Annotated in this window: 27 protein-coding genes; 10 read left to right on the top strand and 17 right to left on the bottom strand. The window is 63.5% G+C overall.

What is annotated here, in order from left to right; all coding sequences use genetic code 11:
• Positions 1 to 128: 128 nt before the first annotated feature.
• Positions 129 to 812 carry an alpha/beta hydrolase gene (locus R2823_08090; protein ID MEZ5176150.1) on the bottom strand — a complete coding sequence of 228 codons (684 nt, stop codon included), beginning with the start codon at positions 810 to 812 and terminating at the stop codon, positions 129 to 131.
• A 52-nt stretch (positions 813 to 864) separates the two neighbouring features.
• On the opposite strand from R2823_08090, the gene R2823_08085 reads away from it, so the two are divergent.
• The 4 genes from R2823_08085 to R2823_08070 are packed head-to-tail and all read left to right on the top strand — an operon-like array spanning position 865 to position 2,638.
• A complete protein-coding gene (locus tag R2823_08085) occupies positions 865 to 1,254 on the top strand; it encodes a VOC family protein (GenBank protein MEZ5176149.1) in 390 nt (129 codons plus the stop codon).
• A gap of 27 nt (positions 1,255 to 1,281) precedes the next feature.
• Positions 1,282 to 1,536 (top strand): hypothetical protein, encoded by a 255-nt coding sequence (locus R2823_08080; protein MEZ5176148.1) that lies wholly within the window; start codon positions 1,282 to 1,284, stop codon positions 1,534 to 1,536.
• Complete coding sequence (locus tag R2823_08075; GenBank protein ID MEZ5176147.1) at positions 1,533 to 2,153, top strand: lipoprotein; 621 nt, start codon at positions 1,533 to 1,535, stop codon at positions 2,151 to 2,153. Before R2823_08080 ends, R2823_08075 begins: the two co-directional genes overlap by 4 nt.
• Positions 2,154 to 2,200: 47 nt before the next feature.
• Positions 2,201 to 2,638 (top strand): hypothetical protein, encoded by a 438-nt coding sequence (locus tag R2823_08070; GenBank protein MEZ5176146.1) that lies wholly within the window; start codon positions 2,201 to 2,203, stop codon positions 2,636 to 2,638.
• Positions 2,639 to 2,650: 12 nt separating this feature from the next.
• Here the strand turns inward: R2823_08070 and R2823_08065 are convergent, their stop codons facing one another.
• A complete protein-coding gene (locus R2823_08065) occupies positions 2,651 to 3,766 on the bottom strand; it encodes an ABC transporter permease subunit (GenBank protein MEZ5176145.1) in 1,116 nt (371 codons plus the stop codon).
• Entirely contained in the window at positions 3,766 to 4,719 is a 954-nt protein-coding gene (locus tag R2823_08060) for an ABC transporter ATP-binding protein (protein ID MEZ5176144.1), read from the bottom strand. Before R2823_08060 ends, R2823_08065 begins: the two co-directional genes overlap by 1 nt.
• A 94-nt stretch (positions 4,720 to 4,813) precedes the next feature.
• On the opposite strand from R2823_08060, the gene R2823_08055 reads away from it, so the two are divergent.
• Complete coding sequence (locus R2823_08055) at positions 4,814 to 6,007, top strand: benzoate/H(+) symporter BenE family transporter (GenBank protein MEZ5176143.1); 1,194 nt, start codon at positions 4,814 to 4,816, stop codon at positions 6,005 to 6,007.
• Between the two features lie 28 nt (positions 6,008 to 6,035).
• Here R2823_08055 and R2823_08050 read toward each other — a convergent pair whose 3' ends face one another.
• Together R2823_08050 and R2823_08045 are read right to left on the bottom strand one after the other, a co-directional pair.
• Positions 6,036 to 6,473 (bottom strand): hypothetical protein, encoded by a 438-nt coding sequence (locus R2823_08050; GenBank protein MEZ5176142.1) that lies wholly within the window; start codon positions 6,471 to 6,473, stop codon positions 6,036 to 6,038.
• A gap of 74 nt (positions 6,474 to 6,547) precedes the next feature.
• The gene (locus R2823_08045) at positions 6,548 to 7,150 is read right to left on the bottom strand and encodes an HD domain-containing protein (protein MEZ5176141.1); all 603 of its coding nucleotides are present in this window, start codon (positions 7,148 to 7,150) and stop codon (positions 6,548 to 6,550) included.
• A gap of 199 nt (positions 7,151 to 7,349) precedes the next feature.
• On the opposite strand from R2823_08045, the gene R2823_08040 reads away from it, so the two are divergent.
• Together R2823_08040 and R2823_08035 are read left to right on the top strand one after the other, a co-directional pair.
• Positions 7,350 to 8,243 carry an NAD(P)-dependent oxidoreductase gene (locus R2823_08040; GenBank protein MEZ5176140.1) on the top strand — a complete coding sequence of 298 codons (894 nt, stop codon included), beginning with the start codon at positions 7,350 to 7,352 and terminating at the stop codon, positions 8,241 to 8,243.
• Complete coding sequence (locus R2823_08035; protein ID MEZ5176139.1) at positions 8,236 to 8,847, top strand: RNA methyltransferase; 612 nt, start codon at positions 8,236 to 8,238, stop codon at positions 8,845 to 8,847. The genes R2823_08040 and R2823_08035 overlap by 8 nt, the downstream gene beginning before the upstream one ends.
• Positions 8,848 to 8,852: 5 nt before the next feature.
• Here the strand turns inward: R2823_08035 and R2823_08030 are convergent, their stop codons facing one another.
• The gene (locus tag R2823_08030; protein ID MEZ5176138.1) at positions 8,853 to 9,620 is read right to left on the bottom strand and encodes an SDR family NAD(P)-dependent oxidoreductase; all 768 of its coding nucleotides are present in this window, start codon (positions 9,618 to 9,620) and stop codon (positions 8,853 to 8,855) included.
• A gap of 65 nt (positions 9,621 to 9,685) precedes the next feature.
• Between R2823_08030 and R2823_08025 the strand changes: the two genes are divergently transcribed.
• Positions 9,686 to 11,395 carry an aldehyde dehydrogenase family protein gene (locus R2823_08025; protein ID MEZ5176137.1) on the top strand — a complete coding sequence of 570 codons (1,710 nt, stop codon included), beginning with the start codon at positions 9,686 to 9,688 and terminating at the stop codon, positions 11,393 to 11,395.
• Between the two features lie 8 nt (positions 11,396 to 11,403).
• Here R2823_08025 and R2823_08020 read toward each other — a convergent pair whose 3' ends face one another.
• From R2823_08020 to R2823_08005, 4 genes are all read right to left on the bottom strand, one after another.
• Positions 11,404 to 12,588 carry an acyl-CoA dehydrogenase family protein gene (locus tag R2823_08020; protein MEZ5176136.1) on the bottom strand — a complete coding sequence of 395 codons (1,185 nt, stop codon included), beginning with the start codon at positions 12,586 to 12,588 and terminating at the stop codon, positions 11,404 to 11,406.
• An 89-nt stretch (positions 12,589 to 12,677) separates the two neighbouring features.
• Complete coding sequence (locus R2823_08015; GenBank protein ID MEZ5176135.1) at positions 12,678 to 13,376, bottom strand: ribonuclease HII; 699 nt, start codon at positions 13,374 to 13,376, stop codon at positions 12,678 to 12,680.
• A 47-nt stretch (positions 13,377 to 13,423) separates the two neighbouring features.
• A complete protein-coding gene (locus R2823_08010; GenBank protein ID MEZ5176134.1) occupies positions 13,424 to 13,969 on the bottom strand; it encodes a YqgE/AlgH family protein in 546 nt (181 codons plus the stop codon).
• Entirely contained in the window at positions 13,966 to 14,799 is an 834-nt protein-coding gene (locus R2823_08005) for an MBL fold metallo-hydrolase (protein MEZ5176133.1), read from the bottom strand. The genes R2823_08010 and R2823_08005 overlap by 4 nt, the downstream gene beginning before the upstream one ends.
• Before the next feature lie 36 nt (positions 14,800 to 14,835).
• Here R2823_08005 and R2823_08000 point away from each other — a divergent pair, with 36 nt between their 5' ends.
• Entirely contained in the window at positions 14,836 to 15,456 is a 621-nt protein-coding gene (locus R2823_08000) for a YbhB/YbcL family Raf kinase inhibitor-like protein (protein MEZ5176132.1), read from the top strand.
• 4 nt (positions 15,457 to 15,460) lie between these two features.
• Complete coding sequence (gene add, locus R2823_07995) at positions 15,461 to 16,504, top strand: adenosine deaminase (GenBank protein MEZ5176131.1); 1,044 nt, start codon at positions 15,461 to 15,463, stop codon at positions 16,502 to 16,504.
• A gap of 16 nt (positions 16,505 to 16,520) precedes the next feature.
• On the opposite strand, the gene R2823_07990 is transcribed toward add, so the two are convergent.
• The 7 genes from R2823_07990 to R2823_07960 form a co-directional block, all read right to left on the bottom strand.
• Positions 16,521 to 17,339 (bottom strand): alpha/beta hydrolase, encoded by an 819-nt coding sequence (locus R2823_07990; GenBank protein MEZ5176130.1) that lies wholly within the window; start codon positions 17,337 to 17,339, stop codon positions 16,521 to 16,523.
• A gap of 12 nt (positions 17,340 to 17,351) precedes the next feature.
• Positions 17,352 to 17,918: a hypothetical protein gene (locus R2823_07985; GenBank protein ID MEZ5176129.1), complete on the bottom strand. Its 567-nt coding sequence runs from the start codon at positions 17,916 to 17,918 to the stop codon at positions 17,352 to 17,354.
• Entirely contained in the window at positions 17,915 to 18,961 is a 1,047-nt protein-coding gene (gcvT, locus tag R2823_07980) for a glycine cleavage system aminomethyltransferase GcvT (protein MEZ5176128.1), read from the bottom strand. Before gcvT ends, R2823_07985 begins: the two co-directional genes overlap by 4 nt.
• 51 nt (positions 18,962 to 19,012) lie before the next feature.
• On the bottom strand, positions 19,013 to 19,234 hold the full coding sequence (locus tag R2823_07975; GenBank protein MEZ5176127.1) for a hypothetical protein: 222 nt from the start codon (positions 19,232 to 19,234) through the stop codon (positions 19,013 to 19,015).
• A gap of 218 nt (positions 19,235 to 19,452) precedes the next feature.
• Positions 19,453 to 19,938, bottom strand: coding sequence for a MerR family transcriptional regulator (locus R2823_07970; GenBank protein MEZ5176126.1), 486 nt, complete (start codon positions 19,936 to 19,938; stop codon positions 19,453 to 19,455).
• 113 nt (positions 19,939 to 20,051) lie between these two features.
• Positions 20,052 to 21,032 (bottom strand): TrkA family potassium uptake protein, encoded by a 981-nt coding sequence (locus R2823_07965; protein MEZ5176125.1) that lies wholly within the window; start codon positions 21,030 to 21,032, stop codon positions 20,052 to 20,054.
• A 29-nt stretch (positions 21,033 to 21,061) separates the two neighbouring features.
• Complete coding sequence (locus R2823_07960) at positions 21,062 to 21,559, bottom strand: bifunctional nuclease family protein (GenBank protein MEZ5176124.1); 498 nt, start codon at positions 21,557 to 21,559, stop codon at positions 21,062 to 21,064.
• Between the last annotated feature and the right edge of the window lie 8 nt (positions 21,560 to 21,567).

Genomic DNA, 21,567 nt, shown 5'->3' with positions numbered 1-21,567 from the left:
TATGTAACATCGCCGGGAGAAGCTGTCAAGATACTGATGGCGTCGGCGAACAGACTGCGTTGAATGCGCCCCCTCCCCACCCAACGCCGGTTGCGGCATCGAGAACAACCGCATTGGGCATGGCCGACTCAGTGCGCGCTGGCAGCGTCGCTCAGGACGGCTGCGAGTTCAGCCGGTGCGGTGACCATAGGCCAATGTCCGGTGTCGATGTCGACGAAGGACAGGTGTTTGGCCGCTGCCAGCTCGGGGACATCTCCCCCGGCGATCCAGCCCTTGGCTTGCTCGGGATTGAACTCTGGACAGATCACGACGGTCGGTACTTGAAACCGGCGGTCATCGGTCAGGCTGACGACGCCTCGAGACACCCGCTCGGGAACCGGCACGGTGTCGGACGCAAGCGCGGTACGCGCCTCGGCGTCGAGGTCTGCGCTGTCGGCGCCCTCGAACGGCCCCCAACCGGGGAAGGCCATCACACCATGAACGGGTTCGAAGAAGTCCGCGTAGGTGTCGCCGCTCGCTGCGGGGAACCCTCCGATGAGCGCCACCATTCCGACCTGGTCGGGTCTTCGGTCGACTCCCATCCACGCAAGCGTGCACGCTGCCGAGTGGCCGACCACCATCGGCCGATCGGCTCCGTCGATCGCGGCAACCACGGCATCGAGCTGATCAGCAAGTGTTGCCGTCGTGGATCCATCATCGACGCCGGGAAGAGCCACAGGAACGGGTCGGTGGCCGAGCCGCTCGAGTTCGCCAGCGACACCATTCCACACCGTGTTGCGGAGCCAGAGCCCGGCTATGAGGAGCACATCCACCCGATCGACTCTACCCGCGCCGTTCCCCGAGCGTGCCGCTAGCCTCGTGCTCATGGCCTCCCGTGTGTCGCACACGACGATCAACTGCACCGATGCGTTCGAGCTTTCCGAATGGTGGAAGCGCTTCCTCGGCTTCGAGGACATCCCGGATGATCCCAACCGCGCCGGGGACGAAGAATGCATGATCGTCGATCCCCGGTCTGGCCATCAGCTGCTGTTCATCGAGGTGGATGATCTCCAGGAATCCGACGGCCGTATCCACCTCGATCTGGTGCCAACCGATCGTCGACGGGATCAGGAGGTCGAACGGGCGGTGACGCTTGGAGCCACGCAGGTTGCCGATCGCCGGAATCCCGACGGGACCGGCTGGGTCGTGATGGCCGACCCCGCTGGCAACCTCTTCTGCGTCCTGCGAAGTGACGAAGAGCGCAAGTCGCCGTAGCCGGTAGCATGCCCGACAGTCCGGGGAATGGCGATGGTACTGACGGCGACAGTTGTGGGTGGGCTCGTGGCTGGTGCCGTGTGGGGATTCTCCAAGCGGGCATTCGTTGCCTACGGAACCGTCTGGGTTCTCACCCTGGCCGTCGAGACTGCCTTCCTTGTGGACTCCTCGGAACGGCAGAAGCCGGCGTATTGGATCCTTGCAGCGATCTTCTTCCTTGTTGGGGTCGCGCTCATCGGCGTCGGCACCTGGGTACGGGGCCGTTCGGAAGGGGTGCCGTGAGACGGCTCGTGACGGCGCTTGTCGCCGCGGTTGTCGTGTCGGGGTGCTCGGGGGCAACCTCCGGCGGCGGGCCCGCGAGCTCGACGACGCCACCGCTCCCTTCCACGGTCCACAACGGCATCGTCCAGCAACCGGTGCCGCTCGGAACCCGTGTCGTGGCGATGAGCATCGCTGACGGAGCGGCCGGGTTCGAGGTGACCTATCCCTTGGTGAAGGCAACCGGCGTCGGTGCAACGAGCCTGCATCTTCCGTGGGACAAGGTCGAATCCGTTCCCGGTGTCTTGGCACCGGAACCGGATTATCTCAGTATCGCCGACAGCTTCTATCCCACCGACCACATCGCTGTGTCGCTCAGCCTCGCGGTGGTGGACACCGTCGCCGCTCGGCTGCCACCGGATCTTGCCGACGCCCGCTTCGACGATCCGGCGGTCATCGACCGATTCGAGTTGTTCGCTTCGTGGGCGGCGGCGCACGCGCAGCATCTCGAGATACCCGTCATCGCGGTCGGGAACGAGGTCGATGTCTACTTGGCCGCGACCGGACGGTGGGACGAGTATGGGGCGTTCCTCGATGAAACGATTCCGATCGTTCACCGCCTGTTCCCTGGCATTCCGTAGGGGTCAAGACCACACTCGACGGGTACCTTGGTCCGTTCAGGGACGAAGTGCAGGAGCTCCACGATCGGGCCGATGTCGTGCTCCTGACCCACTACCTGATCGAATCGGATTTCTCCGCCAAGCATCCCAAGGCTGTCGGTCGTGCCCTCGACGACGCGGTCAACGCAGCAGGAGCGAAGCCGGTCATGTTTCTTGAGTTCGGCTATCCGACCGCTTCGTTGCTCGACGGTTCGGAGGAGCAACAAGCAGCCTTCGTTGAGGCGACTTTCACTGCGTGGGACCGCCATGTCGACGCGATCCCGTTGATCGAATTCACCTGGTCGAGCGACGCGGCCGACGCAACCATCGACTCATATCGTGACTACTACGGCATTGCCGACGATCGTTTCGCGGCCTATCTCGGGTCGATCGGCTTCATCCGGCAAGACGGCACCCCGAAACCTGCGCTTGACGCCCTCACCACGAACATCGCAACGCGGCGCTGAACGAAGGCGGCACTAGTCGATGTCGCGCCGAGCAAACACGGCCACTGCCGTACCGACGGCAAGCACGAGGTAGACGCCGACCGCAACGGCAGCCATCGCGGTCCCGTGCGAGTACACCGAGTCGTACCAGTCCCCCGCGCTCACGAACCGACCGACCTCTCCCCCGGTCCCAAGGGCTGTGAGGTTCTCCGACAAATCGAAGGGTCGCAAACCCTTGAACAGGGCAAGGCTGAGGATCGGACTCGCCGCGAAGTATCCGAGTGCCGCGGCGACACCCCCAACCGTGTTCCGGGTGAGGACCGAAACCGACAGCGAGAAGGTTGCGACCACCGCCGCCGCGACACCACCGAGGAGGATCACCTTGACCACACCAAGCCAGAAATCGCCGTCGACACCGGCAGTACTGCCCCTCCAGAGCCCCGACGGCACCATGACGGCAACGAGGAGCGTGAGCAGCAGCACATGGATCGCAGCCGCGGATACGGCCGCGACGGCGAGTTTGGAACCGAGCACTCTTCCGCGTCGTGGCTCCCACAACAGCACGGTCTCGACGGTCCCCGACTTGTATTCGGCGCCGATGAACGACGCCCCGAGAATGGCGGCGAGGGCGAACATGAACAGTCCGATCTGGGGAACCAAGCCGCTCGGGATCGGTGCGAGGGTTCGGTACTCGACACCGTTGATGGTCGTCCAACCCGGCACATACTCGTAGACCTCGACGCTCTCGAGATCAGGGCATCCCTGGCGATACCCGAAGTTTGGCTCGTAGAGGCTCACGAGACAGAAACGACCGTCCTCGATCCAGACGCCGAACGCTTCGGGATTGCACTGGTCGTCGGCCATCTCCTCACCGGACTCGAATAGTGCGAGGTACTCGTTGTATCCGGGGTCATCGATGTCGCTGTTGCCGTCTGCCCAGTTCTCCCATTCCCGGATCGAGGATCGGCGGCACTCCTGAACCATCTCGTCGATCTGCTGTGCGATCTGGCTCTCGTCTGGCGGCTCCGGACTGTGGGTGACGAAGGTGACAAGACCGGCGATCACGATGGCAACCGCCGGCAACGCGAGGAGCATCCGCGGAAGCCTCCGTGCCCACATGCGCCGCCATTCGATGACGAGGAGTCGCATCACGACGGATCCCCCGGAGGATCCTGATCCACTTGCTCGCCGGTGAGCTGGAGATAGACGGACTCGAGCGTTGCGGCCTCGACGCGCAGGCCCCGCAGGTAGCGGCCCGCATCGGCGAGCGTCTTCGTGACTCGCGACGCTTCGTTCTCGCCCGCTTCGACGAGGATCGTCTCACGATGCGCGTCGCTCAACCGAACCGAGTAGCCCGCAGCGGTGAGCACCGCAGCAGCGCCCTGTGGGTCGTTGATCGTCACAAGGAGCGTTCCTCCCCCGTTGGCAAGGACATCGGCCACCCGTCCCGATGTGATGAGCTTGCCCCGGTTGATGATCGCAACCGAATCACACATGAGCTGCACCTCGGCGAGCTGATGGCTCGACACCAACACCGTTGCTCCGGACGCGCCGTACCGCCGGATGAGGTCCCGCATGTCCTTGATGCCCGCGGGGTCGAGCCCGTTCGCGGGCTCATCGAGGATCAGCAGTTCAGGCTTCTTGAGGATGGCCCCCGCCACGGCGAGCCGCTGTTTCATACCGAGGGAGTAGGTTCCGAACGGGTCGTCCGCTCTTGATGTCAGCCCGACTTCGCCGAGAACGCGGTCGACCTCCGTCACGGGGATACTGCGTGTGGCGGCAAGGAGCTCGAGATTGACGCGACCTGAGAAGCCGGGAAAGAACTTCGGAGTCTCGACGAGAGCCCCGACGCGGTCCATCACCGACGCAAGACCATTGTCGATGCCGGTACCGAGCAGTCGCATCGTGCCTCTCGTGGGAGCCACGAGTCCGAGAAGGCATCGGATCGTGGTTGTTTTGCCCGCACCGTTCGGCCCGAGGAATCCGAAAACACCGCCGACCGGGACGCGCAGATCGAGCGCATCGATCGCGACCGTCTCCTTGCCGCGCAAGGTCGAATAGACCTTTCTCAGGCCATCGATCTCGACCGCGGCTGCCGCCACCACTCCCCTACCTCAGATGCGCGGAAGCGTAGACCACACCCGCAAATAGGCAACCAAAATTGAGACGAAACCGATTCGGTAGAGTCTTCCCGTGGTGGAGTACACGCATCGGCATCGGTTTCTCAGGCCGCTCTCAGCCGGCCTTGCCCTGTCGGCGTTCTATGTCTCGGTTGTCAGCCTCCCACTCGAGGCTTCCGCCGAACTGGGGCTCTCCCCATCCCAAACCTCGACCTGGATCCTGATCGCATGGGGTTTCCCGAGCGCCATCATGTTGGTGTTCGTCGCCGTGTACCGGATGCCGCTTGCCATCACCGGCAATGTCTTCATCCTGATCTTCGTCTTGCTCCTCGGCGGTGAGCTATCGTGGCCGCAGCTCGTCGGCGCGACCATGACTGCAGGTGTTGTCGTTCTCGCCCTTGCGATGACCGGACTCACCGATCGCCTCGCCAAACTCCTTCCCCCTCCCATCGTTCATGGCGTCCTCGCAGGAGCCGTGCTCGGTTTGGTTGCTGACGCCTTCACGGCGCTCGGTGCCTCGACGCTGCTTGTCGGATCCACGCTGGTCGCGTACCTCGTGAGCCGTGCGATGTGGGGTGACCGCTTCCCTGCGCTCCTGGCGGCCTTGGGAACCGGTGTCGTGGTTGCGATCCTCACCGCGAGCACCGGTCCGGTGCCGGAACCGATCCTGCCACCCATTTCGCTGACCCTTCCGGTGTTCGATCCGCGTGCGATCGCAGCGGTGACGCCGGTCCTCGTCGTGCTGATCACGCTCCAAGCGAATGCCCCCGCTGTCGTCTTTCTCCGCTCGCATGGATACGAGCCGCCCGAACGGGCGATCGGACTTGTGAGTGGAGCAGGTACGGTCGTCGGGTCCTTCTTCGGCCCGATGGGTGTATCGCTGTCGCTCCCGTCGACTGCCATCATCGCCGGTGCCGAGGCTGGCGACGACGACCTCAGGCATTGGGCGGGCTATATCGCCGCCATCGCGGGCATCATCATCGGTCTCGCCGGTGGCTTCGCGACGGAAATCATCGCATTCATTCCGGGAGCCCTCCTTGATGCGATCGTTGGACTCGCGGTCTTCGGCATCCTCTCGCAGTCCCTCGGTGAGATCACGAAAGGCCCGTTTCTCATCGGGCCCCTCGTCGCGTTCGTCGTCTCGGTGTCACGCATCGAGCTGCTCGGGCTCGGCCGGTTCTTTTGGGCACTCGTCTTTGGTCTGGGTGTCTCACTGGTCCTTGAACGGTCCGCGTGGCAGACAAACCGTCATCAGGATGCTGCCCCCTGAGCCCGAACAGCTCCAGACGGCCGTTGACCTAGCGATTCACGAGGTGGAGATCGATCGCTGCCTTGAGCATGTCCGGTTCGTCTGTACCGATCCGGAACACCTTCCCCGACGAGCGTTCAAGTTCCACCGCGTCGAGGCCCCAGACATTGTACATCCACCCTCGTCGGACCTTTCGGATGCCGAAACCCTCGAGCCAATGGTTGCGAACGACGCGGGCCTCGATCACCTCGTCGAAAGCGATGCGCTCGACGGGCCATCCTGACCCGAAAGCCGCCGCGATCTCGCCGGATCCGATGGTCACCACAAGTCGCCCGAAGTGCATGACGAGGAGGAGGATCGCAATGCTGAAGATGAGCGTCCACCACACGAAGGCACCGGCAACAGCCACGATGATCTGGACGCTCGCCAGCAGAGCAAAGGTGAGGACCGAAGGAATGACGGTGACCTGGGCATGCCGATACTCCATGCCAGAAGCGTACTGTCAGAAACCGTCGCCGGATCGAACCGAGTTCGCTGGCCTCACCCGCGGGGTCCGGTGGGCTAGCTGACCGCCGCGAGCGTCGATGGGACCCGGAACGGCCGAATCGTCTCGGTGAACCGATGCTCCTGATGGGTGACGATCGAAAGAAGTGCCTGCACCGGGTCGGGATCGAACTGCGTCCCCATGTGTGCCGTGAGCTCCGAGATCGCGTACTCGACGGACATCGCCTCCTGATAGGGGCGCTCGCTTGTGATCGCGTCGTAGGCGTCGGCCACATGCAGAATGCGAAGTGACATGTCGATCCTTCCCCCACCGACAGCGCCGGGATACCCGCCACCGTCGAGACGCTCATGGTGCATCAACACCATCGTCGCCACCTCGGGATCCACATGGGATCGAAGCAGGTCATAGCCGAGCTGCGGATGCCTCTGAAGCTCCACCCACTCGTCGGCATCGAGTGGGCCAGGTTTGTTCAGGATCTCCGGATCGATACGGGTCTTCCCGATGTCGTGGAGCCGCGCAGCAAAGCCAATCACATCTGCCTGATGACGGGGAAGATCCATGAATCGCGCAATCGCGACGGCGATCTGAGCCGTGCGGATACCGTGGCTCACCAGATCGGGCGCCTCGTCACAGATGCGATGTTGATTGAGTTCCAGCATGTGTTCCCAGCAAAGGTGCTACCACATAGCGTGGCAGATCGACCACATATAGCAATAGGTCGGTCGGCCCCACTGCTATCGGCACACGATCCGGAACCTGAAGGGGTGTCAGGGCGACAACGGTGAACCGCCCTCGACAGCGTCACCCTATCGTGGCACCGAACGATCCGGCACTGATCGGCGGAAGGGGAAGATCTCCATGGGATCCATCGGGTTCATCGGCATCGGCATCATGGGTCACGCCATGGTGCACAACCTGCTGAAGGCCGGGCATACGGTGACGATGTGGAACCGAACCCCCGGACGCGGCGAGGACCTCGTCGCCAAGGGTGCTCTCCGAGTGGACACCCCTGCGGCTGTCGCCGAATCCAACACCGTCGTGATGATCTGTGTCTCTGACACCCCCGATGTCGAGGAAGTCGTCTTCGGCACGAACGGTCTCGCTGCCGGCATACAGGACAACGCGCTCATCATCGACCACTCGACGATCTCAGCAGCGGCAACGAGGGCCTTCGCGACTCGCATCAACGATGCGGGAGGCGCTTGGCTCGATGCTCCGATCAGCGGCGGCGCTGAAGGTGCGGTGGCGGGGACGCTGAGCATCATGATCGGCGGCGATGCACACGACATCGAGCGGGCCCGACCATTCCTTGAGGCTGTCGGCACCACGATTACCCATGTTGGCCCGCAAGGTGCCGGCCAACTCGTCAAGGCCATCAATCAGGTTCTCGTCGTCGTGAACCAACTCGCCGTGTCCGAGGCCCTTCTGCTCGCACAGGCCGGGGGGCTGGACCTGGAAGCGACGCTCGCCGCCGTCGAGGGAGGAGCGGCCGGGTCGTGGATGCTGTCGAATCGTGGTCCACAGATGATCAGACGCGACTGGAGCCCGGGTTTCACCGTCGACCTTCAACAAAAGGATCTACGACTCGTCCTCGAGACGGCAGACGATCTCGGTGTTCCGGTGCCAGGCACCTCCCTTGTGTTCCAGCTCTACCGCGCCCTTCAGACGCGTGGGCTCGGGTCCGAGGGCAACCACGCGCTCGTCAAGGCACTCGAAGAGCTCTGTGGGATCACCGTGGGCGCCCGTGACTGATGGGGACAGGACGGTCGGCGTCGGCCCGTACCCCGGACCGCTGCCAACCGATCCCAGGTACGACCCGCAGCTCCTTACCGCTGGCGATTCCCGCAATGTCGTGGACCGCTACCGGTACTGGACCCGCGAGGCCATTGTCGAGGACCTCGATCGCAAACGGCATCCGTTCCATGTCGCGATCGAGAACTGGCAACACGACTTCAACATCGGAACGGTTGTGAGAAACGCCAACGCGTTCGCCGCGCACACGGTTCACATCGTCGGGAAGAGACGCTGGAACCGGCGCGGGGCGATGGTCACCGACCGGTACCAGCACATCGAACACCATGCCACCGTGGCGGACTTCGTCGCCTTCGCGGAAGCGATCAAGCTGCCGCTCGTCGGTATCGACATCATTCCGTCCGCGAGCCCTCTCGAGGATGCTCGGTTGCCTGCACGCTGCGGTCTCGTCTTCGGACAGGAAGGGCCGGGCCTTTCCGAAGAGATGCTGGCCGCATGCGAAGAGGTGCTGATGATCAGCCAGTTCGGCTCGACACGCAGCATCAATGTCGGTGTCGCGAGTGGCGTCGCGATGTACACATGGGTGCTCCAACACCGAACCTGAACGCGTCAGCGGGGAGCCATCCGCAGCGCACCGTCGAGGCGGATCGTCTCCCCGTTGAGGTAGCCGTTGCGGACGATCGCGAGAACCAGGTCGGCGTAGTCGTCCGGTGTTCCGAGGCGTTTCGGGAACGGGACGGAGCTCGCAAGCGCTGTCCGCATGTCCTCATTGAGGCCGCCGAGCAGCGGGGTATCGATCACCCCGGGGGCGATGGTCACAACGCGCACGCCGACGGAGGAGAGGTCTCGCGCCATCGGCACGGTCAGGCCGACAACGCCGCCCTTTGACGCCGAGTATGCCGTCTGTCCGATCTGCCCTTCGAACGCCGCGACCGAAGCCGTGTTGATGATGACACCCCGTTCGTCGTTGGCGACCGGTGTGGTCTTGCTCATCGCGGCGGCCGCACGCGTGGCCGTGTTGTAGGTGCCGATGAGGTTGATGGTCACCACACGGGTGAACCGGGCGAGGTCGGCGGGGCGGCCATCACGATCGATCGTGCGTTCCCCGAGTCCGATTCCTGCACAGTTGACCGCGATACGCAAAGGCGCCGCTACCCCCGCGAGCTCTACGGCAGCTTCCATGTCATCAGCACTGGTCACATCCCCTGCAACGAAGCGAGCTCCGTTTCCCAGATCGGAGGCGAGTGCCTCCCCCGCCTCTGCGTTCAGGTCGACAATGGTCACGAGCGAACCTGCCGACGCGAGGCGGCGAGCTGTCGCCGCACCGAGTCCCGACGCTCCCCCGGTGACCAGTGCCGCGGTCCCATCGATGTCCATCAGCCGATCCTACCCGGCTCCTGGCCGCGCAGGTGCCTCATCGGAAAGGCGAGTAGATTGCACCCATGGATACCACCCACATGGACGCCACGATCGGACGGCTCAGCGATGCGAAGAACCGGTGGGCGGACCTTCCGATCGATGACAAGATCCGGCACCTCGACGGTCTCAAGGATGCAATCGTGAAGGTCGCGCGACCCTGGGTCGAGGCCGCGGTGAAGGCCAAGGGGCTCTCCATGTCGTCTCCGGTCGCAGGAGAGGAGTGGACGAGCGGTCCCTTCTCCGTCCTGTGGTACCTCAAGGACCTTCGAGCGACCCTCGTTCGGCTCGCAACGGGGGTACCGGTACTCGATGGGTACGCGACTCGAACCCTGCCGAGCGGTCTCGTTGCGGTCGATGTGTTCCCGAAGAACTTCGACGAGGGGCTGCTGTTTTCGGGGATCACCGCCGAGGTATGGATGCAGGAAGGGAGCACCATCGAGACAATCGAGGAGTCGGCGGCCGCCTTCTACCGGTCGCACGCCGACGACCGCAAGGGAAACCTCCAAGTGGTCCTCGGCGCGGGGAACATCTCGTCGATACCGGTTCTCGATGTCATCTATGCCCTGTTCGTCGAGGGAAAGACGGCGATCCTCAAGCTGAATCCGGTCAATGACTACCTCGGATCCTTCTTCGAGTCGGTCTTCGCCGAGATGATCGACGATGGGTATGTCGGCTTCGTCTACGGGGACGCCGATGTCGGGGCATACCTCACGGAACACGAACTCGTCGATTCGATCCACATCACGGGTAGCTCCTCGAGCTACAACGCCATCGTCTTCGGTCGCGGCGCCGACGGTGAGGCCAATCGGCTTTCAGACGCTCCGGTCAACACCAAGCCCCTCTCGGCGGAACTCGGCGGTGTCACCCCTGTCATCGTCACACCAGGCCAATGGTCGAAGCGCGATCTTCGTTTCCAAGCCGAACATGTCGTCAGCCAGAAGCTGCACAATTCGGGTTTCAATTGCGTCGCTGCACAGGTCCTGGTACTCCCGAGGGCGTGGGACCAGAAAGGTGCATTCCTCGATGAGGTACGCGCGGTGATGCGCGAAGCCGACGATCGTCCCGCCTACTACCCCGGCGCAAAGGAGCGGTGCGAGCGTGCCGTTGCTGCGTCTGGTGTCGTGGAAGCGTTCGGGGACGAGGGCTCGCGCTTTCTGGTCACTCATGTCGATCCGAACGGTGCCAGCCATGCCTGGTTCGGGCACGAGATCTTCGCCCCGATGCTTGCTGTCACGGAGCTTCCGGGAGCCGACCCAGCCTCCTTCCTCATGAATGCCGTCGCGTTCGCCAACGATCGCCTGAATGGAACGCTTGGTGCCAACATCATCGTGGATCCGAAGACCGAGCGAGCCTACGCCGCTGCGGTCGAGCGAGCCATCGCGGACCTCGATTACGGCACCGTGACGGTCAACGCCTGGTCGGGTGCTGCCTACTTCCTCGGTCGATGCGCATGGGGCGCGCGTCCGGGCCATGCGAGAACCGACATCCAGAGCGGAACGGGCGTCGTTCACAACGCCCTGATGTTCGACAGGCCGCTCAAATCGATCGTCCGCGGGCCGTTCGCGGAGGCCCCTCGGACCTTCACAAAGGGGGAATTCCACCTCGGACCGAAGATGGTGTACTTCGTGACGAACCGCAAGGCGCATGTCGTCGGCGAGAAGCTGATCGCGTACTGTGACGAGCCGTCCAAGGCGAAGCTTGCGAGCATCGCCCTGTCAGCAATGCGGGGCTGAATCGTCGGTCAGCTGAAGGCTGACAGCCCGGTGATCGCCTGGCCCAACACGAGCGTGTGAACTTCGTTCGTGCCTTCGTAGGTGTAGACCGACTCGAGGTTGTTCATGTGCCGTACCACCGGGTATTCGAGGGTGATGCCGTTCGCCCCAAGGATGCTTCGCGCCTCCCGAGCCACATCGAGCGCCATGCGCACATTGACCAACTTTCCGAAATTGACATGCTCTGACGCAAGGGTTCCCTCGTCCCGTTTCCGTCCGAGGTGCAAGGAAAGCAGCATGCCCTGGTTGACACCGATGAGCATCTCGACAAGCTTGCGCTGGGTGAGCTGAAACGAACCGATCGGCTTGTCGAACTGGACCCGTTCCTGTGCGTACCGCAGCGCGGTGTCGAAACACGACCGTGCTGCACCCACCGCACCGAAGAGAATCCCGAATCGGGCCTCGTTGAGACACGAAAGCGGCCCTTTGAGCCCTGCAACATTCGGAAGAAGGGCGTGGGGTGGGAGGCGCACATTGTCCATCACGAGCTCCGAAGTCACCGATGCCCGAAGGGAAACCTTCTTCTCGATCTTGTTCGCGACGAACCCGGGCGTGTCGGTTGGAACAATGAACCCTCGGATGCCATTGTCGGTGGTCGCCCATACGATCGCAACATCAGCAATGGAGCCGTTGGTGATCCACATCTTCGTGCCGTTGAGAATCCAGTCATCGCCGTCACGCTTGGCGTTGGTCCGCATCGACCCGGGATCCGAGCCAGAATCCGGCTCGGTGAGACCGAAACAGCCGATGACCTCGCCGGTTGCCATACGCGGCAGCCATTCCTGCTTCTGTTCCTCGGAGCCGAATGCCCAGATCGGATACATGGCGAGCGATCCCTGGACGGACACGAAGCTGCGAACGCCACTATCGCCAGCTTCGAGTTCGGTGCAGGCAAGGCCGTATGCGACCGCACTCGTTCCGGCGCAGCCGTATCCCTCGAGGTGCATGCCGAGAAGTCCCATCTCCCCCATCTGGGTGACGAGATCCGTCGGGAAGACCCCGTCGTCGAACCAGTCGGCGACATACGGGACCACCCGGTCGTTGACAAACTGGCGAACCGTGTCACGAAGGAGCCGTTCATCGGGTTCGAGGAGATGATCGACTTGCAGGAAGTCGTTCGGATCGAGCTTGCCCGGGGCAATCGAGTGTGCCATGGAGTCCTCTTGTTCGGCTGTGCACCGACGATACCGTTGGGCCGGAAACTCCCGAGCGAATGAGGGCTTCGCGTGATGCCCGCGTGCGGTCAGAACATCCTCAGGGTTTCAACAGGAGCCTCGCATCCCGGGACACCTTCCCATGGGAGCGACGCCATGAAAGCCCATGAACGGCGGTGAACCGTTGAAGGACCGAGTGACGCGAGAGCGGCGCGATGCCGATGGCACGGATACCCCTTGTTCGAATCGAACGCGTACCACGGGTACTCGGCTGATGCGGCACGCATGATGCGGTCCCGTGTCACCTTGGCGACGATCGATGCCGCTGCGATGCTCAACGACCGCTGATCGCCTTTGACAATCGTCGTGGTGTTGCCCCTCCCGACGAAGTCCCATTTGCCGTCGACCAACGCGTGGTCGAAGTCTGTACCGAGGGCGGCGATGGCGCGGTGGGTGGCGACCCGCTGGGCGGCCGACATGCCGAGTTCGTCGCACTCGACCGCAGAGGCATGCCCGACCGACCATGCCTGTGCCCAGTCCGTGACCCGATCGAGGATGCGCTCACGCTCGTCTTCGGTGAGTTGCTTCGAGTCCCTGATCTTGTACATGCGGTGATCCTTTGGGATCACGACGGCGCCGACCGTCAGCGGACCGGCCCAGGCGCCTTTGCCGACCTCATCGAAGCCCACAACGACCTCGCGTCCCGAAGCCCATAGGGCACGCTCGAGGTCCGTCTTCGGGGAGCGGGCCCGCAGCGACGGTCGGAGCTTCGGGACGGTGGTGGCCATGTCGGCAGGCTAGTGGCCCGCTCCAAGACCCAGCGTCACCTTCGCGGTCAGTTCCATCGTGGGTCCGGCGGGAAACTGGCATACAGGGCCGAACGACCCGGCAGGCGTCTCACCATCGTCACCCAGAGATCGTCGGTGTCCGGTACGAAAAGATCGTCGTGGTGCGCCGGTGTTGCCCACCATGATCCGGTTGCGATCTCGCCTTCGAGCTGCCCAGCATCCCATCCCGAGAAGCCTGCGAACACCCGCAGGTCCGTTGCGTCGTCGGGAGGGTCGTCGGGAGGGACGAGTCCCACATCGGGGAAGACCGTGCCCATGGCAAAATCCCCCGTCGCTGAGTGGGCAAGCACCATGGCGGCATCCACCTGGACCGGTCCCCCGATGTGCACGACCCGAGGGGCCGACACCTTAGCGGCGAGGTCAGGCAACACCTCGGCGACGGCCAACTCGGACGGCTTGTTGAGAATCAATCCGAGGGCACCGTGCTCGTCGTGCTCGCCGATGAACACAACCGACCGGTAGAACGGGAGCGTGCCGATCAGGGGCGTCGCGACCAGGAGATGCCCGGCGAGGAAGCGATCGTGTCCGTTCATGGAGCGAGCTCCATGCCGTCCATTGCCACCTCGAACCCTGCTGCCCGCGCCTTCGCTGCGATCGTCGATCCGGCGTCGGCGAGGGGATTCGTGTGGTTCATGTGGGTCAGCACGATGCGTGTCGAGTCGGTCAGATCGGCGAACCGGTCGATGGTGTCCGGTACGAGCGGGTGCCGCACCTGTGCGAAGTCCCGGTTGGTGAGCTCTTCAACCGACGAGAAGGTGGCGTCCAGGAGGGCAATGTCGTGCTCCGCGATGACCTCGGCAGCTCGTGGCCAGCCCTCCCAGCCGTCGATGTCGGGGACATACAGGAGCCACGGGCGGCCCTTGCTCAGGACCGAAACGGCGATGGTGTCGGTGTACTCAGCGCGGTGTGGCACTGCGATCCCGACGATCTCGAGCGACGCGTCGACAGTCGCCGACGGCGCGAGCGTTTCCGGCAGCAGGTTCCCTCGGGTGATCAGCGTGCTCCATGGCTCGTTTGCGGCGATGAACGACTGGAATCCCGGTGTCGCGAGAAGCCGCACCCCCTGCGTATCGGAAACTTCTGTGCCGAAATGCAGGAGACCCGCGTAGTGACCCATATGGGCATGGGTGACCACAACCGCGTCGACGACCCGAGACCGGTCCGGTGGGTAGTGATACCAGCGAACGAGCCGGGCTGCCTGCGGCCGGAAGTCGGGCGAAGCGTCGAGCAGAACGATGGATCCAGCGGGTGAGCGGACGACGATCGACGATGCCGAGCGATCGGGCCCCACCCCGTGTCGTTCCCCCACCTGGGGAGTTCCTCCGTCCTGTCCCGCTCCGAGGATGAGACACGCTGCTTGCATGGCAGTATTGTCGCAGGACTGACGAAGGAGGTAGCCATGGAACTGGTAAGCAACTCATTCGCCGATGGCGAACGAGCGGATGACCGCCTCGTGTTTGCGGCCCCCGATCCCGACGAACGCACCCATCTGTCGTCGAACCGCAACCCTCACCTGTCGTGGAGTGATGTGCCGGAGGGAACGAAGTCGTTCGTTGTGACCTGCATCGATCCCGACTGCCCGAGCAGCGGTGAAGATGTGAATCAGGAGGGACGGGAGGTTTCCGCCGACCTGCCGCGCATCGATTTCGTCCACTGGCTGCTTGCGGATGTGCCTGCGGACATCACGGAGATCGCAGAGGGGTCTCACTCGTCTCAGGTCACTCCGAGAGGGAAAGGCCCCGATGCGCCGGTGGGTATCCACGGCGTGAACAGCTACACCGATTGGACCAAGGGCGACCCCGACCTCTCCGGAGTGTGGCACGGCTACGACGGGCCGGCACCTCCGTGGAATGACGCGATCCCCCACCGGTACATCTTCACCGTCAGCGCGCTCGACATCGAATCGCTCGGTCTGTCACCGGGATTCACCCGAGACGAGCTGTTGGGGGTCATGGACGGCCATGTTCTGGAGGAGGCGTCGTTGACGACGGTCTACTCGACGAATCCGAGCGCTTCTTGACGCGATGACCGGACCCGATGTCGCGGCGCTGCCGAAGGCGGTGCTGCACGACCATCTCGATGGTGGGTTGCGGGTCGAAACCGTCGTGGAACTCGCCGATCAGGTCGGCTACCGCGGGTTGCCGACCAATGACATCGAGAACCTCCGCGCCTACTTCCATCAAGGGAGCTCGGGATCCCTCGTCCGGTATCTCGAACCGTTCACGCACACGGTTGCGTTGATGCAGACCGAGGAGGCGATCAGCCGGGTCGCCTACGAGTCGGTTCGGGACCTCGCTGACGACGGGGTTGTGTACGCCGAGATCCGATTCGCCCCCTCGCTCCTCACCACCGGCGGTCTCAGCCTTACAGCCGTCCTCGAAGCCGCCATCGAGGGCTGTCGTCGTGCAGCATCGGTCGGCGGAATCGTGATCGGTGGCGTCATCGCCTGTGCGATGCGCCAAGACACCGATAGCGTCGAGGTGGCTACGGCCGCGGCGCAGGTGGCCGGGAGGGGCGTCGTCGGATTCGATCTCGCGGGGCCCGAGCGAGGCTTCCCGGCGGACGACTTCATCGAAGCCTGTCGTATCGCTCGTGGGGCGGGGCTCGGCTTGACCGTTCACGGCGGGGAAGCGGATGGTCCCCACTCGATGTGGCGCGCACTTGCACGGTGTGGGGCCATGCGCATCGGTCACGGCGTACGCGTCGTTGAGGACTGCGACTACGACGGTCGCACCATTGCGAGCCTCGGCCGATTCGCGACGAGCGTCAGGGATCACCGGATACCGCTTGAGGTCGCGATCACCTCAAATGTGCACACGGCATCGGTTCCTTCGCTTGAGAAACACCCCTTCGGTGCGCTCTACCGGGAAGGTTTCAATGTGTCGATCAACACCGATAACCGGCTGATGTCGGGTGTCACGGTGTCGAGCGAGTACCGCCTCGCGGCGTCACGGTTCGATCTCACCGAAGACGACCTGTATCGGATCACGATCTCGGCAATCGAGGCTGGCTTTGGCGACTACCGCGAGCGCCGCGCGGTCATCGAGGCGATCGATACCGCTCGATGAACGCGCCTGAGGATTCTCAGAAGAGCTTCGATTCGATCCAGTCACCGACATCGGCCACGACCTGTTCACCTTCCGGCTCGAAATGCACCTCATGGCGGAGTCCCGGGTACACCCTGCGCTCCACACTCACCGACTCGGTGAGGGGCTCGCTTGCCGCCGTTGGAACGAGAATGTCGTCGCCGCCGTGGATGACGAGCGTCGGAACGGTGATCTCACCGAGATGGGGTGCAAGGCTCTCCTGTTCGGTGAACACCGCCCGTCCGAGACCGAGTGTCCCGCGCTGCTGAACAAGGGGATCCGCGGCATAGTCCTCACCCACCCGCGGATCGCGAGACAGGTGCTCACCCTTCACCGGCGTGGCGGTACCCAAAGTGGGAGCGAAACGGCCGAGCACCTTGGCTGCCCCGCGCTTGAACGCAGGCGTGCTGTCTCCGAGTGCGGGTGCGCTCAGGACGGCGACATTGGGCCGAGGTACACAGTTCCGGATCAGATAGCTGGTGGCGATGAGTCCACCCATGGAATGACCGTAGAGCACCCATGGTCTGCCGCTCACGGCGACCGTGGCGGATGCCACCTCGGAGACATCGCGCGCGAAACGCTCAAAGGAGTCCGCATGCAGGGGCCGTCCACCGGACTTCCCGTGGCCACGAAGATCGAATGCGGTGACTCGTGCACCCCGGCGGGCCAGTTCGATGTGGCGCTCGGTCCAGCGTCCGGCGTGCTCACCGAGGCCATGGACATGCAAGAGCTCGTACCGGAAGGCGGGGCCCGTGATCGTGACGGTCCGCAGGACCACCCCGTCGTCGGTCGTGAAGGTACCCTCAACCGGTTCCATCAATCCTCCTCATCATGTCGTGGCGTGGACTCGCAGCCAGGCCCGTACGATGTCAGCATATGCGTCGCGGTCCTCCCAATGCTTGGACGGCACGCGGATCGTGATCCCTCCCGGAAACTCACCGAGCTGCCGAGGAACCGGATCGACACCAGCGGGAAGGTCACCCATGGCGCGGGCGGGTGTCAGAACGATTGCAGCCAGCGTGTCGGAAGGGACGGCGCGGACGACCTTCGGAATCTGTTCAAGGGATCGAACGAACTTCGCGAACCACCTCTGCCGTTCGACGAACTCGGTCGGATCCACTTCGGTTCCTCTCGGAATGACCCACGGAGCGCTCGGAGGTGGCGCAAGCGAACGGTCCCACCGAACCAGATCGTGCTCCGAGAACGCCTCGCACCGACCCGAACGGTTCGGCCATTCCCTCACGACGGTGTGAGCTTCGGGAATCGGGACCGGAATCGGTACCCCCCGCACATGGGGGATCTCTCGGGAGGGATCGAGTGTGATTCCCAGATCAAACGCCAGTCCTTCCCACGCGAGGCGGGACCACCAGGTGGTCGCGGGGTCGAGGGCGATCATCGATCGATGAAGGGAAGGTCCACCATTGTCGCCGGCACCTCACTGCCGCGAACGGTGACCGTCAGTTGGTCGTTTGCAGAGGGCGGGGGTGTGACATAGGCAAGGCCGATGCCGTGTCCGAGCGTCGGTGAGTAGTTCCCCGATGTGACAAGCCCCGAACCGGTCGTCGAGGTGACCCGATAGCCGTGCCGAGGAATGATCCGGCCCTCGGTCGTGAAGGCGACAAGCTTCGAAGGTGGATCGTCGCGCATCGCTTCGAGTGCTGTCCGACCGACGAAGTCATGGTCCCACGCCACGACCCAGTCGAGTCCCGCCTCCACCGGAGTGGTGTCCTCCGTGAGATCCTGACCCCAGAGCGGAAAGCCCATCTCGAGGCGGAGCGTGTCACGGGCACCAAGCCCTGCCGGTTCAACACCCTTGTGGATCAGCTCGGTCCACAGTGCCTCAGCGGTGCCAGCAGCAACGCATATCTCGGCACCCGGCTCCCCCGTATAGCCGGTGCCGGCCGCAACGACCCGTGATCCGGCATACTCACCCGTCTCGACTCGGAACCGTCGAGGGGTGAACCCCAACACCGTCTCGATGGTCGCGGGGGCGCTTGGACCCTGGACGGCGAGCAGTACCGTGTCGGATCGCACATCCACAAAGGTGACATCGTCTTGCACTGCGTGACGGAACCGGGCGAGCATCTCGTCGAAGTTCGTCCCGTTCGGCATCACCCACCATCGTTCGTCGTCGACCCACCACACGATGATGTCGTCCTCGATCCCGCCGCGCTCGTTGAGGGCCATCGTGTACTGGGCTCGTCCCGGCCCGATCTTGTTGATGTCGTTGCACAGTTGCGTTTCGAGGAGGCGGACGGCTCCGGGGCCCGAGACCTCGAAGCGGCCGAGGTGTGACACATCGAAGACCCCCGCTGCGGTGCGAACGGTGTGGTGTTCGTCGAGCACCCCCCGGTACTGCACCGGCATCGTCCAACCGCCGAAGTCGGTGAATCGTGCGCCAGCATCCACATGAACATCGTGCAGTGGCGATGCGGGCACCGCCCACCTCCTTGGTTCAACACCCAGTCAGGGTGCTCCGCGAGCCTAGTGTCAGCAGGCGTCGGCCTCTTGCCCCAGATCGAGCACCTCGGGCGGTCCCGGGATTCGAGTAGGGACCGGATGTTCGAGCGAGGCGTCTGGCTCCTCAAGTCCGTACTTCACGAGCAGATGCAAGTAGTCGCGCTGGTAGAAGACCTTGCAGCGAATCTCGGGGTACAGCTTGCGGAGTCGACGCACTTTTCGGTTCTTCTTCGTCACGAGCTTCTGGGACATCGTCGTGATCTCGATGTAGATGTCCTCGTCCGGGAGGTAGAAGTCGGGTCGGAACAGCTTCGTTGGCTCGCCTGAGTCGTCCCATTCGATCGGGAACTCGCGGGGTTCGTAGTGCCACTCGATTCCGTAGAAGTCGAGGAGTCGGGCGAATTCCCGCTCGCTGTTGTGGGCGAAGTCGGTGAGTTCGGCCGGTGACGGCCCGAAGAGATCGTCCGTGGTCAGGTTCCTGCCGCTCCCGAGATCGCCGATGGGGCAACCACTTGTGCGTGGTCGGGGAAGAGTTCGTAGATCTCGCCTGCGAGTTCGTGCTGCACGACACCAACGGCGATGCCGAAGACACCCTGCCCCTTGCGGAAAAGGTCGACAACTTCTTCCGGGCTCGTCGCGGCGTAGATCGTCGATCCGTCCGACAGCAGCGTGATGTCGCTTTGGCGCCAGGTCTCCCCCATCTGTGTGTCGAGCTGTTCGAACGCGGCCCTGATCTTCTGAAGACTCGTGCCTGCGTCGCTCAGGCGCTTGATGAGACGAAGCGTGACGATGTCCTCGAACGAGTACAGACGCTGGGTTCCGGATCCGGTGGCGGAACGGACCGAGGGGCCGAGAAGCCCGGAACGGTCCCAGTAGTCGAGTTGTCGGTAGGTGATGCCCACCACGGTGCAGACCTGTGGTGAACGGAATCCGAGCGATGCGTCCGTGTGTGCCATATTGGAATCTCCTGCCCAGAGGTTACATGTCGGTAATTCCACACTGCGGATTACCTGAACGGCAAGTTACGACCGGCCGATGGTGTTGTCAACGATGCCCGACGAAGTGCGGTCTATCGTGCGGAAGGATCGATGATTGATGAGAGCTTGTCGAGGTCGCTCATCGAGCCGAGCCCATACAGGACTTCTCCGACCTCGAACGGTGCCCGAGGGTCGGGGTTGATTCGCACATTGGTGTGCCCGGTCGCAACACCGATGATCATGGCGCCGGTGTCAGCCCGCAGGTTCAGGTCGGCGAGACTCCTGCCGACGAGCGGTGAATCGGGCGCGATGGTGAATCGCTTGATCCGAAAGTCCATCGTTGAATTCGACGCAACCGCGTCGAGGAATCCCACCAGCGCCGGTTCGGTCGCGAGCGCTGCCATTCGTTCGCCGCCGACGAGCTCGGGGGTGACCACGGCGGTCGCTCCGGCAAGCGTCAGCTTCTTTTCCGTCTCCTCATCCACGGCCCGTGCCGCGACCGCGATGTCGGGATGTAGCGACTTGACCGACAAGGTGATGACGAGGTTGTCGCTTGGTGAGGCAACCGCGGCGATCACGGCTGCTGCCGATTCGGCGTGAGCTTCGAGCAGCACGCCGTCCTTGGTGGCGTCTCCTTCCACGACGCTGGCGCCCAACGCCATGGCTCGCTCGGCAATCTCCGGGTCGCGTTCGATGACAACCGACTCGATACCGTCACGATCGAGGGCCTTCCACGCCGTCGATCCGACTCTGCCGAAGCCGCAGACGATGACATGGTTCTCCATCCGGTTGATCTCCTTGGTCATCTTCCGGCGTTTCCGATAGTCGGATCCGATCACGGTTTCGAAACCGTACTCGACGACGGCGGTCGCGGTGTACAACGCCGCTCCCATGCCCGCGACGAGTACGACGACGACCCAGATTCGCGTCCACCCATCGTAGGGGCCCCCGACTTCGGATGACCCGAGTGTTGAGATCGTGATCATCGTCGCGTAGAAGGCATCACCCCACGCAAGATGACCGATCACCACGAACCCGACGCCGCCGACGCCGATCACGAGGAGCAGACCCAAGATCCCTGCCTGGAGATTGCGAGGAAGCCTCACTGGGGCGAGGTGGGACCGAAGTCCTCCGGCCCGACCTGTTCGAGGAACTCCTTGAACTTCTCGATTTCCTCTTCATCCGACTGGTCCCGGATCTCAACCCCAGCCTCATCGAGAACATCCCGGTCGGCAAACAGTGGCACATCGAGCCTCACGGCGATCGCAACGGCATCGGACGGTCGCGACGAGATGGTATGGATGTCTCCTCCGACGGTGAGCTTCAGGTCCGCGTAGAAGGTCCCACCGCGCAGTTCGGTGACGACCACCTCGGTGAGTGTGGCTCCGAGTTCCTGGATGAGCGTGGCTGCCAGGTCGTGGGTGAGCGGGCGTTCGGTCGTGACGCCTTCGTTTGCGAGGGCGATCGCGGTCGCCTCCGGTGTCCCGATCCAGATGGGAAGGTATCGGGTGCCATCGTGCTCGCGCAGCAGCAGGATCGGCGTGTTGGTCGGGAGTTCGATCCGAACTCCGACGAGATCGAGCGGTACATGGTCGGCCATGCTCGAAC

This window comes from Acidimicrobiia bacterium, assembly GCA_041393965.1.
In the GTDB taxonomy this organism is placed as follows: domain Bacteria; phylum Actinomycetota; class Acidimicrobiia; order Spongiisociales; family UBA5794; genus UBA5794.
The sequence above is the reverse complement of the archived record's forward strand: the minus strand, read 5'-3'. Positions and strand labels throughout refer to the sequence as shown.